Source organism: Paraburkholderia sp. RAU6.4a, assembly GCF_050435625.1.
In the GTDB taxonomy this organism is placed as follows: Bacteria; Pseudomonadota; Gammaproteobacteria; order Burkholderiales; family Burkholderiaceae; genus Paraburkholderia; species Paraburkholderia tuberum.
In genome coordinates, this window is sequence record NZ_JBNDKQ010000001.1 from 578,663 (window position 1) to 591,024 (window position 12,362).

The 12,362-nt window shown below is 62.4% G+C and carries 11 protein-coding genes and 2 pseudogenes; 6 read left to right on the top strand and 7 right to left on the bottom strand.

Features of this window, described 5'->3' with window-relative positions; genetic code table 11:
• Positions 1-39 precede the first annotated feature (39 nt).
• Positions 40-999: an MBL fold metallo-hydrolase gene (locus OKW40_RS02645; RefSeq protein ID WP_429487974.1), complete on the bottom strand. Its 960-nt coding sequence runs from the start codon at positions 997-999 to the stop codon at positions 40-42.
• 205 nt (positions 1,000-1,204) lie between these two features.
• Here OKW40_RS02645 and OKW40_RS02650 point away from each other — a divergent pair, with 205 nt between their 5' ends.
• Positions 1,205-2,005, top strand: coding sequence for an IclR family transcriptional regulator (locus tag OKW40_RS02650; protein WP_429487976.1), 801 nt, complete (start codon positions 1,205-1,207; stop codon positions 2,003-2,005).
• 5 nt (positions 2,006-2,010) lie between these two features.
• The gene (locus OKW40_RS02655; protein WP_429487978.1) at positions 2,011-2,865 is read left to right on the top strand and encodes an IclR family transcriptional regulator; all 855 of its coding nucleotides are present in this window, start codon (positions 2,011-2,013) and stop codon (positions 2,863-2,865) included.
• A gap of 10 nt (positions 2,866-2,875) precedes the next feature.
• On the opposite strand, the gene OKW40_RS02660 is transcribed toward OKW40_RS02655, so the two are convergent.
• Together OKW40_RS02660 and OKW40_RS02665 are read right to left on the bottom strand one after the other, a co-directional pair.
• Positions 2,876-3,067 (bottom strand): DUF2783 domain-containing protein, encoded by a 192-nt coding sequence (locus OKW40_RS02660; RefSeq protein ID WP_013094246.1) that lies wholly within the window; start codon positions 3,065-3,067, stop codon positions 2,876-2,878.
• A gap of 5 nt (positions 3,068-3,072) precedes the next feature.
• A complete protein-coding gene (locus OKW40_RS02665; protein WP_429487980.1) occupies positions 3,073-4,758 on the bottom strand; it encodes an FAD-dependent oxidoreductase in 1,686 nt (561 codons plus the stop codon).
• A gap of 353 nt (positions 4,759-5,111) precedes the next feature.
• On the opposite strand from OKW40_RS02665, the gene OKW40_RS02670 reads away from it, so the two are divergent.
• Positions 5,112-6,266, top strand: a complete 1,155-nt coding sequence (locus tag OKW40_RS02670; protein WP_429487981.1) for a virginiamycin B lyase family protein — start codon at positions 5,112-5,114, stop codon at positions 6,264-6,266.
• A gap of 166 nt (positions 6,267-6,432) precedes the next feature.
• Here OKW40_RS02670 and OKW40_RS02675 read toward each other — a convergent pair whose 3' ends face one another.
• Entirely contained in the window at positions 6,433-6,852 is a 420-nt protein-coding gene (locus OKW40_RS02675) for a DUF1810 domain-containing protein (RefSeq protein ID WP_429487983.1), read from the bottom strand.
• 160 nt (positions 6,853-7,012) lie between these two features.
• Between OKW40_RS02675 and OKW40_RS02680 the strand changes: the two are divergent.
• Both OKW40_RS02680 and OKW40_RS02685 read left to right on the top strand, forming a co-directional pair.
• Positions 7,013-7,484, top strand: a pseudogene (locus OKW40_RS02680) (ribonuclease).
• 578 nt (positions 7,485-8,062) lie between these two features.
• On the top strand, positions 8,063-9,409 hold the full coding sequence (locus OKW40_RS02685) for an NAD(P)/FAD-dependent oxidoreductase (protein ID WP_429487985.1): 1,347 nt from the start codon (positions 8,063-8,065) through the stop codon (positions 9,407-9,409).
• Positions 9,410-9,553: 144 nt separating this feature from the next.
• On the opposite strand, the pseudogene OKW40_RS02690 reads toward OKW40_RS02685, so the two are convergent.
• A pseudogene (locus OKW40_RS02690) lies at positions 9,554-9,715 on the bottom strand (cupin domain-containing protein); the annotation flags it as partial.
• A 2-nt stretch (positions 9,716-9,717) separates the two neighbouring features.
• On the bottom strand, positions 9,718-10,308 hold the full coding sequence (locus OKW40_RS02695; protein ID WP_184058905.1) for a LysE family translocator: 591 nt from the start codon (positions 10,306-10,308) through the stop codon (positions 9,718-9,720).
• 100 nt (positions 10,309-10,408) lie between these two features.
• Between OKW40_RS02695 and OKW40_RS02700 the strand changes: the two genes are divergently transcribed.
• Positions 10,409-11,299, top strand: a complete 891-nt coding sequence (locus OKW40_RS02700) for a LysR substrate-binding domain-containing protein (RefSeq protein WP_429487988.1) — start codon at positions 10,409-10,411, stop codon at positions 11,297-11,299.
• A gap of 87 nt (positions 11,300-11,386) precedes the next feature.
• On the opposite strand, the gene OKW40_RS02705 is transcribed toward OKW40_RS02700, so the two are convergent.
• Positions 11,387-12,277, bottom strand: coding sequence for a LysR family transcriptional regulator (locus OKW40_RS02705; protein ID WP_429487990.1), 891 nt, complete (start codon positions 12,275-12,277; stop codon positions 11,387-11,389).
• Positions 12,278-12,362: the final 85 nt, after the last annotated feature.

Genomic DNA, 12,362 nt, shown 5'->3' on the forward strand with positions numbered 1-12,362 from the left:
AGGAAAGACCGGACGGCCTTTCCCGAGTGCGTGGCGCGATCAGTTCTGCAGCGCGTCCCACATTTCCTTGTCGCGCTGCGCGGTCCAGATGCGCGGATGGCTGATTCCGCTTGCTTCGTCGTAGGCTCGCGACACGTCGAACGGCAGGCAATGCTCGTAGATGAAGACGTTGCCGAACTTCGGGTCCATTGCCTTGCGCGTGAGCGCCATCGCGCCCTTCAGATCGAGCTTGTCCCTGAATGCGTCACGGCCCGCCTGCAATAGCGTGGTGACGAAGTCTTTCGTGTAGTCGAGGCCCTTGTTCACTTCCGCCGGCGACAGCAGCGCGGGGCCGCGACCCGGCACCAGCTTCTCCGCGTTCAGGGCGCGCAGTGCTTCGAGCGTCGTCGGCCATTGTTCGAGTTGCGCGTCGCCGCAGTAGCAGGCCGCGTCGTACTCGACCAGGTCGCCGGAGAACAACACCTTCTGCGACGGCAGCCAGACGACCGTGTCGCCCTTCGTGTGGCCGGAGCCGAGATGCGCGATGCGCACTTCGAGCTTGCCGAGAAAGAGCGTCATTTCCTTTTCGAACACCAGCGTCGGCCACGTCAGGCCGGGCACCGTTTCGACGCCCGCAAAAAGGCGCGGGAAGCGTTCGATCTCCGATTTCATATCGGCTTCGCCGCGCTCGACGATCATTTCGTAGGTGCCGCGGCTGGCGATCACCTGCTGTGCCCCTTCCTTGAAGTACGCCGACGCACCCAGCACACGCACCGCGTGATAGTGCGACAGCACGACGTATTTGATCGGCTTGTCGGTGACGCTGCGGATCTTCGCGATCAGGTCTTGCGCCATGGCCGGCGTGGCGGTGGTGTCGACGATCAGCACGCCGTCGTCGCCGATGATCACGCCGGAGTTGGGGTCGCCTTCGGCCGTGTAGGCATACGCGTTTTCCGACAATTGGGTCCACGTGATCTTCTTCTCTTCCAGGTCGGCCTGGGATGCGAAAGCCTTCGCCATGTCTGTCTCCGTCTCACGACTCGTTGGGGGATGACTAATAGTCGTCGTCACGCTTATATTTGTCAATGACAAAATAACTTGTCATTCACTAAACTAGGGTAAACTCCGTTGGTTGGTCCGCACGGTCCGATCGGATACCATCTAGGCCTTCCACGGGCGACAGCGGACGGGCCGAATCTCCTTCGGGTCAAGGGCGGACAACACGATGGCTGATACGACAAGCGAAAAGAAACAGCGGGGGATTCAGAGCGTCGAGGTCGGCGGACGTCTGCTGCAGGCGCTGGCGCGACAGCGCGAACCGCTCGGGCTGACCGAACTGGCCGGCGAGGCGCAACTGTCGTCGGCGCAGGCGCATACCTATCTCGTGAGCCTGACGCGCCTCGGCCTCGTCAAGCGCGATGCCCTGACCGGCAACTACGAGCCGGGGCCGCTGTCGTTGCGGCTTGGCCTCATGCATATCGAACAGCAGCCGGTCTATCGCATCGCGGCTGCCCACGCGGCTTCGCTCGCGGAGCGGATCGGTCTTAGCGTGGCGATCTGCGTGGCGGGCGTGCAGGGCCCGACCATCGTCCGATACGAGCGCAGCGGTGCGCCGCTGCATGTCAATCTGCACATCGGCACGGTGATGTCGCTCGAAGCGACATCGACGGGCCGCGTATTCTGCGCGTTCTGCGCGCCCGAGCAGGTCGCGCAAATGGCGCGAAGCCAGGCGCATTCCGCGGACCCGACGCCGGCGCGGGGCCGCGCCAAAGGGCCGACTAGCGCGGAGTGGCGCAAACGCTTCGATGAGATCCGCGCGCGCGGCATCGAGCGAGGTATCGATGCGCCGAGTCCGGGCATCAGCAGTCTGAGCGTGCCGGTGTTCGATGGCGATCAACGGATGCAACTCGCGTTGACGGCGATCGGCTCGTCGGGCTCGATCGAAGTCGCGTGGGACGGTGTGGTCGCGCGTCAATTGCTCGAAACTTCCCGACGTATCACCGAAGCGCTGGTCACACCCAGCTGAGAATCATGCAGATCGAAACCCCGGACGCGTCCGACGCGAACACGCCCCAACTCAACGACACGAAAGCTCAGCGCGGAATCAGCGCGCTCGACAACACGGGCGACCTCCTGCTGGCACTCGTTGCCGCCGGCCGTCCGCTGTCGCTGCGCGATCTGGCCGCGGCCGCCGATATGCCCGCCGCCAAGGCGTTTCCGCATCTGGTGAGTCTGCTCAAGGTCGGCTTGCTGAGCCGCGACGACGCCGGTCTTTTCAGTGCGGGACCGCTCGGCATGGAGCTCGGCCTGATCGCATTGCAGCGCATGTCGCCGATTCGCGATGCCGAACCGGAGATCGTCACGCTTGCGGCGGAGTCCGGCATGAGCGTCGCGGTGGCGATTCTTGGACCTTTGGGTCCTACGGTCATCCGTTTCGAAGAATCGGCGAGACCACAACACGTGAGCCTGCGCGTGGGCACCGTGATGTCGCTCGTCAACACGGCGATAGGGCGCGTGTTCGCCGCGCATCTTGCGGACGACGTATTGGTCGGGCTGTTGTCGCAGGAATCGATCAGACTCGCGGGCGCGCCGGTTGCGGAAGTGCTCGTGGCGCCGAAAAAGGGCCCGCCGTCGTTGGCCCCGGCCTATCTGGCACGTCGTGCGAAGGTTGTCAGCGACGGCATCGATGACGCACTCGATGCGCCGGTGCCGGGCATCGGCGCGTTGGCCGCGCCCGTGTTCGATCATACGGGCAGCGTCAGTCTGGTGGTCGCGGTGATCGGTCCGTCGGGCGGCTTTGATTTCAGCACGCACGGCACGACCGCACAGAGGCTGCTCGCCACGACACGACGGCTGTCGTGGCGGTTCGGCTGGATCGGGCGCTGAGCCTGGGTCGTCAATCGGCGCGCGCCAGCGCCAGCGCTTCGAGCAGCACGTCGGCATCGCCGATGTGGTTCGCGAGCAGCAGCACGAGCTTTGCGTTCATGAAATGGCTTTGCTCGTCGGTCAGTCCATTGTGCGCGTCGATGAGCTTTTCATAGAACGCATCGGGATCGGCCATATTCGTTTCGATGTTCAGCTTGGTCATGATGGTTATCCGTTGCAGGTTGCGCGATCCACGGCCTTGGCGACCGAGGCGGTGTCGAGGGCGCGCCAGCGCGCGCAGACGTGCTGGTCCGGACGCAGCAGATAAAAGGTGCCGGGCCGCGCATCGAAGCGATGCGTGACGATGCCTTCGACGTCCTCGATCACCGTGACGTGAGGCATCTCCGGAAGAGCGGTCACGGCCGCGCCACGCGGCACGACGATCAACGAGTGAACCGGCACCGCGAGGCATGCGAGCGCGCGAAGCCGTTCGGCGCATTTCGTCAGGTCGTCTCCCGGGCCGCAGAATTGCACACCCGTGAAGCCGCCATGTCCGGTCTGATTCAGGAACCAGGCGTCTTCGCCAGCGAGCTTGACCGGCGCGTCGGTGCTGGCCGCGCCGGGCACCATCGCACCGGTGAACGCGTCGGCGTCGGGCGTGTTCAGGGGCGAGTCGCGCAGAACCGCCGGCACCGACAGACGGCCGCTGTTGACGATGCGCCGCGCGAACGGACACTCTTTCGCGAGCTTAAGCGTGGCATCGCGGAACATCCGCGAAACCGCGCTTTTCGGCGTGATGAAGTCGGTGGCGCGCGATGAGTTCAGGATGTTTTCGTCCGCCGCATACTCGCGCTCGGATGCATAGGTATCGAGCAGCGCCGGCGGCGCGTCGCCGTTGACGACGAGCCGCAGCTTCCAGGCGAGATTGTCGGCATCCTGCACGCCGCTATTCGCGCCGCGCGCGCCGAACGGCGACACGCCATGCGCCGAATCGCCCGCGAACAGCACGCGGCCATGCCGGAAACTGTCCATCCGCAAACACGAAAACGTGTAGACGCTGACCCATTCGAGCTCGAACCCGGCATCGTCGCCGAGCAGCGCTTTCACGCGCGGAATCACTTTTTCAGGCAGTTTTTCGGCGACCGGATCGGCGTCCCAGCCGAGCTGGAAATCGATGCGCCAGACGTTGTCGGGCTGCCTGTGCAGCAGTACGGATTGATTGCGATGGAAGGGCGGATCGAACCAGAACCAGCGTTCGGTCGGAAACGGCGCCTTCATTTTCACATCCGCGATCAGGAAGCGGTCCTTGAAGGTGCGACCATGACTGTCGAGACCGAGCGCCTTGCGCACCGCGCTGCGCGCGCCGTCGGCGGCGACCACGTATTGCGCGCGCATCGGATAAATGCCGTCGGGCGTTTCGACCCGCAACTCGACATGGTCGTCTTGCTGGGTCACACCGATCACATTGCTTTTCCAGCGCATCTGCAGATTCGCGGTTCGCTTCGCCTCGTCTACCAGATAGCCCTCGACGTAGTACTGCTGCAGATTGATGAATGCTGGGCGCGCGTGGCCTGTCTCGGGCAGCAGGTTGAACGTATAGATCAGTTCATCCTGCAGGAACACCTTGCCGACGTTCCAGCTCACGCCTTTGTCGACCATCTGCTTGCCGCAGCCGAGCCGATCGAAAATTTCCAGCGTCCGCTTCGCAAAACAGATTGCGCGCGAACCGCTCGACAGCGTGTCGTCATTGTCGAGCAGCACGGTACGAACGCCCTGCTGGGCCAGATCGATGGCCGCTGACAACCCGACCGGGCCAGCGCCGATCACCACGACCGGATAGGTGAGCGGTGCACCGGCATCGTGGTCGGCGGCTCGCTCGTAGTCGAACCGCATCGTTTGGAAGTCGATCTGCATGGCGTCTCCGGGTTCTGCGGGATGTCTTTGATTAATCTATAGCAAGCAGTATTGCTACTTGCTAATATTGGCCATTCTATAAAGCTTTTTGAGCGATCGAATCTGTATTTACCCTGGTGCGGTTCCATTGCCCGCAAACCCGGCAACGAATATCCCGGCGAATCGCACTTTCGACAACGTCGAGGAAGCGCACGCCGCGCTAGAGGAGCGTCGGCAGGCAGGCAGGAAGACGGGGGTCGAGATCGGCTGATGACAGACGCATAGCGCGCCGCCAAGCATTGAAACGTCGGGTTGACCTTGGCAAGTGGCATTCGTGATACGTTAGCTGGCACAAGCAGCGATGGAGACCACCCATGCTGATTCCTCTGCTGTTACTTGTGGGGCTTCTTTGGTGGATGTTCGCGATCCATCCGGGGCATGCGGCGCTCGAGCGACTTCGTGCGATGATGGAATTTGCCCGCTTGGACTTCAAACATTTTCCGAAGCTTGCCCCGCAATCGACTGCCCGGTCTGCGATTGCCCTGGCTCTGTACGCCATCGCTTGCGCGATCAGCACAGACAACCTTGGCCTCGCGCAGGCTCAAGCACAGCCGCCGTCGTTCGAGAGCTTCGCCATCCCGGCCGGCAGCGCACCGCATGACGTCGCACCGGCGCATGACGGCACCGTGTGGTACACCGCGCAGGCGCGGGGAGCGCTCGGGCGGCTGGACCCGCGCAGCGGCAAAACCGACATGATCGCGCTCGGCGCCGGATCGGCGCCACATGGCGTGATCGTCGGCCCCGATCGTGCGGCGTGGGTCACTGACGGCGGCCAGAACGCAATCGTGCGTATCGATCCGAAGACGCTCGCCGTCACGCGTTTTCCGCTACCCAAGGACCGGCCAGATGCCAATCTGAATACCGCCGTGTTCGACAAACAGGGGCATCTGTGGTTTACGGGGCAAAGTGGTATCTACGGTGAACTCGATCCGCAGCGATCGCGCATGCGCGTCTTTGATGCCCCACGCGGCGCCGGGCCCTACGGTATCTGCGTGACCCGCTCCGGGGATCTGTATTTCGCTTCGCTGGCGGGAAATTACGTAGGTCGCATCGACCCGACCACGGGCGCGGCACAGGTCATCGAGCCACCAACGTCGAATCAGGGCGCGCGCCGCGTCTGGGCCGATTCCAGGGGGCGCATCTGGGTCAGCGAGTGGAACGCCGGAAAAGTCGGCGTGTACGATCCTGGCACGCATCATTGGCGCGAATGGCGACTGCCCGGCAACGATCCGCACGCGTATGCAATATTCGTCGACGACCAGGACATCGTCTGGCTCAGCGAATGGAGTGCTAATGCGCTAGTGCGCTTCGATCCGCGTGCCGAGCGGTTCGACGTGTTGCGGCTGCCGCGTGACCACGCGAACGTGCGTCAGATGATGGGTCGTCCGGGCGAGGTCTGGCTGTCCGAATCCGGCACGGATCACCTGCTGCTCTTTCGATCCGGTGCAGCCGATGTGAGCGGGCAGTGACCACGCACTGCACCGGGAGCGGAATTGCGCGGTTCGCTGCGCCCCGCGTGCGCGGGACCGCTACCAAAATGGTCTAGAGCTACGCTGATTAAGTCCTTTTCGCTCCCCGCAAAGCCTTGTCGCTACGTGGCCATTTGCGAAAATCAGGTACTTATTCAGCGTTGCCCTAGAGCAGCTGGAGGGTCCGCGGATCGGCTTCTCCGCCGAAATACTTGCGCAAAGCTTCGATGAATACGTCGTTGTCGTTCGTGGCGCGCGCGAACAAGGTGACCGACGAGCGAAACTTCAGGTCATCCGGATACCCGAATATTTCCTCGACGGAGCGGTCGCTGACGAGGTTGACCAGGTGCGTCGTTTCGCGCAGCCGTGGGCCGAGTATCGGGTGGCGCAGATAGGCTTGCGCTTCGTCCAGCGACGAAAGCGCGAATCGCTGAGCGATTGCGCTGGTTCCGAGCCCCTCGATTTGAGGAAACACGAACCACATCCAGTGGCTTCGCTTGCGTCCGTGCCTCAGTTCATCGCATACCTGGTCGTAGACCGGCTCTTGTGCATCGAGGAAGCGCTGAAGATCATAGGGATCGTCCATTTCGTACTCCGCTGCAGGCGTGGAAACCATCGTTAAACCACGATTCTCGCGCGCATGCAGGCACGGGTCTACGATGGATCGTTGATTCGCTCCGTCATTAGCGATACCTTTACGTCTATCCAGGTCGTCGGGTGCTGGTCAACGAAGGGAGAACCGTTTCGTGAAGAGAGCGTGGGCTGTCTCCTGCATCGTCGCATTGAGCGCGATCTTCGGCGGATGCGGCAAGCAGGGACCGCAAAGCGCCACTGAGGCATCGGGCGCATCCGCGAGCTCGGCGCCGGTTCAGCCAGCACAGGGTGCGAGCAATGCAACCGCTGCATCAGGCGCCCAAGGAACGGGCGCGCTGGTCACCGTCACCAAGGCGCAGTTGCCGGCGGAGGCGGCCGAAACTCTGCGACTGATCAAAGCGGGCGGCCCCTTCCCGTTTAGCGATGACGGCGTCTTGTTTCGTAACAGTGCGGCTTTGCTGCCGAAGCATCCGCGCGGTTACTACCAACACCTATACGGTTCGCACACCAGGCGCGACGGATCGGGGGCAGCGTCGGATCGTATGTGGTGGGCCGCGCAAGCAAACCGGCGAGTGCTATTACACCGACGATTACTACGCCAGCTTCAAGCGCATTGGAGAATAAAGACGGAATGAACTGCGTCAGCGACGCTATCTGCGAACTGGCGGCGGCGTCGCAAGGCATCTTTTCGCTAGCTGCGATGGCGCCTGTTTCAGCGAGTTCGGCGACGCAGTCATGGTGCCATTGAGGCCCACAACGATGAGATACCTGCCGACGGTATCAATCCATCGACCGAAAGTGTGAACGTTGATGGCTTCATCCTGATCACCACAGATCTGGCGAAGAACGACCCCCAGCCATCAGCGCGGCACCTACGATCATTCCTTTGACGACCACGTCGAGTGGAAGGGCCGAACTGCGTTCAGCAGTACGTTCGAGCGCCTGGCCATCGCGGCGAGCCGACTGCGCCGAAGTGAAGTCGCGCGTCGGGTCTCGGGCATCGTGCGTGTGAACCTGGAGGGGTTTCCAGACAGTGCGAGTACGCCGTTGAGGGCGAGGTCAGTAGGAGATCTCTCAATCAGAAAACCTGAAGGCAACCATCAGAACTATGAGATTTTCCTGCTGTCGGGCTTCTGCGATAGTTGTTCTCAACCGTTGTGTTGGATTTCCGTACCGCGCGTCGTCGTCCAGGGAGAATCTGCATGCATCGTTTTGTGATCGTGGGAGGAGGGGCGGGTGGCATCGAACTCGCAACGAGGCTAGGCGATCGTTATGGTGGTCGGCGAAGCGGGGCGCAACGTGCCTCCATTACGTTGGTCGACCGCAACCCGACGCATATCTGGAAGCCCCTGTTGCACGAGGTCGCAGCAGGAAGTCTGGACCCATTCGCACAGGAACTGGCGTACGCCGCGCAAGCCCAGTGGCACGGCTTCGAGTTCATCCATGGCGAACTTGTCGGACTGGATCGTGGCTCGAGGCAGGTCCTGCTTGCGCCACTGCTCGATGACGACGGAACCGAACTGGTACCGCCGCGCCGAATCGGGTACGACTCGTTGATTCTTGCCATCGGTAGTACAACGCACTACTTCGGCGTGCCGGGCGCGGCGGAAAATTCGCTCGCGCTTGACAACGTCGCTCAAGCGGAACGCTTCAGAAAGCGCCTGATTTCAGCTTGCATTCGCGCCGAACAACAACGAGACGCCGGTGAGCGGAGTGCATGTGGAGTGCCCGTCGATCACGCGCCTCGTGTTCAGGTCGCGATCGTTGGCGGGGGCGCTACGGGCGTGGAATTGTCCGCCGAATTGCGCAATACGGCGAAGGTACTTTCATCATACGGCTTGCATCGGCTCGACCCCACACACGACGTCGGGATCGTGCTCATTGAAGCTGGGCCGCGGATTCTCCCAGCGTTGAAAGAACGCGTGTCCACCGCAGCTGCCGGACTGCTGGGCAAACTCAATGTCAAGTTGATGGTCGACGAGCGGGTCGCGGAGGTCGCGCCCGGACTCATCCGCACGAAAAACGGCAAGACGATACGTGCGGATCTCACGGTGTGGGCCGCGGGCATCAAGGCACCCGCGGTGCTTTCAACGCTCGATGGGCTGACAGTCAATCATCTGGGGCAACTCAATGTGCGTCGCACGCTTCAAACGGATCTCGACGACCATATATTCGCGTTCGGCGATTGCGCGGCCTGTCCATGGTTGGGTTTCGAGCGCAATGTTCCACCGCGCGCCCAGGCGGCTCATCAGCAGGCATCGTTTTTAGTCAAGGCACTTGCGCGACGCATCGAGGGGAAAAAGCTTCCGGAGTTTGCCTATCGCGATCTCGGCTCGCTAGTGTCGCTCGGGCACGCGAATGCGGTAGGGAGTCTGATGGGAGGTCTTATCGGCGGCAGCATGCTCGTGGACGGACTGCTTGCTCGCTTCATGTATTTGTCGCTGTATCGGATGCACGTTGCAGCGCTGCATGGCTATGCACGCATGATCGTCAATACCCTCGCGCATCGGCTCCGTCGAAGCACCGCGCCGCACGTCAAACTGCACTGAGCACGCCTTTCAGCGTCGACTCGAGCGGAGGCGCCATGCACGCTCGAAACGGCACCTCGGCCAGACGATGCCGACGTCTCCGGCGTCTCGAATGGATTCATCCAGCAAGGTCTCGATATCGGGGTGCTCGTGTTCTTCGGCAAGCTCCTCGTGCTCATGGTCGTGCCACACGAGCTGCCCGCGCACTTTCGCGACCTTCACGTACTGATCGTTGACCTGTGCGACAACTTTCGGCGACCCATGATCCGACACATCGGCGAACGCGGCTTCAAGGTCGAACGATTCGGCGAACGGATGGGAAGACATGCTTATCTCCAGGTCGGAATGAGGGATGCGGCGAGCAGCACACCCATCGCGAGATTGAGAATGCGCCAGTGGCGCGGCGTCCGAAACAGCCGCGCGAATAGCACACCGAGCGCACACCACAGCGCGAGCGACGCGCACGCAGTCACCCCGAACGCTGCACCGAGCAGCATCGCGAGGCGGTTCGGATTGTTTGCGAGCAGCGCGAAAGACGCCGCCGCGCCAACCGTCATCGCCCAGCCTTTCGGGTTGAGCCAGAGCAGCAGGAAACCGTTGACGAGCGAAACCGGCCGCACGGGGCCGTTGCTCGCGTTTGGCGGCCCGCTGCGCGCGATGCGCCACGCGAGCCACAGCAGATACGCCGAGCCGAGCGCCCTCACCGCCGTTTGCAGCGACGGCAGCGTCAGAAGCAGGCCGCCAAGCCCGAGCGCGGCGACCGCGGCGAGCAAGGCGAGGCCCATCGCGATGCCGAGCATCAGCGGTATCGAGCGTACGAAGCCGAAGCGTGCGCCTGAGGCGGCGGCGAGCGTTGTCGCGCCGCCGGGCGTCACGGTCGCGACGGCGACGAAGAGCAGAAGCGGCAGAATCGAGGTCATCGGTGCACATTCGGATCAATGAATTCGCACTGTACGGATCGTCAAGGCAACGTGAAAGCTAATAATATTGATGCGGTACATTACGCCGCATAATGCATAGATGAGCCGAAACCTCGACCTCGATCTGATCCGCACCTTCGTTGCCGTCGCCGATAGCGGCAGCATGACGGTCGCCGCGAATCTGCTGCACATGACGCAAGGCGCCGTGAGCCAACAGGTGAAGCGCCTCGAAGATGTGCTGGATTGCCTTCTGTTCGTTCGCAAGACGCGCCGGCTGGAACTGTCGCACCAGGGCGAGCAGTTTCTCGTGAAGGCGCGCAAGCTGCTGCGGCTGAACGATGAAATCTGGGCCGACATGACCGGCCAGCCGTTGCGCGGCGCCTTGCGTGTGGGCGTGCCTTACGATCTCGTGACGCGGCTCGCGCCCGCGATGAAGGCATTCGCCGAGGCGCATCCGCACGTCGAAATTTCGTTGGTGTGCGCGGCGTCGCCAGAGCTGAGCGAAGCGGTGAATAGCGGTCGCGTTGACGTGTCGTTGGTCGAATATGTCGCAAGCGAAGCCGAAGGTGAAGTGGTCTGCATCGAGCCGCTGGTGTGGGTCAAGGGGCGCGGCAGTGATGCATGGCAGAAGCGGCCGTTGCCGCTGTCGATGGTAGACGATCGTTGTGCTTTCCGTCCGGTGGTGCTCGGCGCGCTCGCGGACGAGGGCATTGCCTGGCGCACGGTGTTCGAGAGCGGAAACATCGAGGCGACGGCCGCAACGGTGCGCGCGGGCCTCGCGATCACGGCCTGGCTCGCCTCCACGGTGCCGGCCGATCTGGAGACGCTGACGCCTCGAGTAACCGGCTTGCCCGCACTGCCTGCGTTCGCGATCTGTCTGCGCTTGCCCGCGACGGTTCAGCCAGCGGCACAGGAATTCGCACGCCACGTACGCGAGTCGATGTCGAGCGACGCTGGCACTCGACGCGCGCCGCTCGCGAACATTGCGTGACGGACGGCGTTTGAAGTGCACGCCGGAATCGACTGATTCAGACGCACGCAGTGCCGCCAGCCATCTTTTAGTTCACGGACGTCGCTCCTACAAGCGCTGCGGCAGCGCAGCCGCAAAATAGTCAGTCACCCGGCGCACGCGCGCAGGCACGAAACGACGCCTCGGCCAGATGATGCTTACATCACGGGCGTCGCGAATGAAGTCGTCCAGCACGGTCACAATGTCGGGATGCTTGAGTTCGTCGGCGAGCGAGAGCTTCGCGAAGAGGCCGATTCCCACGCCCGCGAGCACGGCCGATCGTATTGTCTCGACGCTATTCGACGACAGGTTGCCTCGCACCGGTACGCTGAATCGGCCTCGTGGCCCATGAAACGGCCAGTTTGCCGACTCCATCAGACCGCCGTAGAGCAGGCAATTGTGATTGGCGAGTTCGGTAGGATCCTTCGGTACACCGTATTGCTCGAAATAGCGACGCGATCCGACGCAGACCAGCGGGGTGCTCGCAATCCGCTTCACGACCGAATCCGGATCGTTGACGGAGCCCACTCGAATCGCGAGATCGATTCGATCCTCGACCATATCGCGTACGAAATCCGACAACACGAGATCGACCCGCAGACCAGGATAGCGCGACAGCAGCTCGGGAATGAGCGGAACAACGTGCAGGCGACCGAACGTAGAGGCAGAGGCGATCCGGACCAGCCCCGAGACATCCAGCGTGCTGCTGGTCAGTTCGCTGTCGGCCACCTCAATCTCATCCAGCAACGGCTTGGTGCGTTCGTAGTATTTCTGCCCCTGATCCGTCAGGGTCACGCTGCGTGTGCTTCGGTTGAATAGCAGCACGCCCAGGCGCTTTTCCAGCGCGCCGATCGACTTACTGATCGCGGACTGTGACTCGCCGGTTCTGCGCGCCGCGGCGGAAAAGCCACCCGCTTCAACCACGGCGAAGAAGGCGCTCAATTCGTGAAACCGATCCATTGTATTTCTCTCGTGCGATCTATTCTCTCGGTGAATGGATCTTATGATAAATCCGCCGATTATCATTCGCAGGAGCCGCAATTAC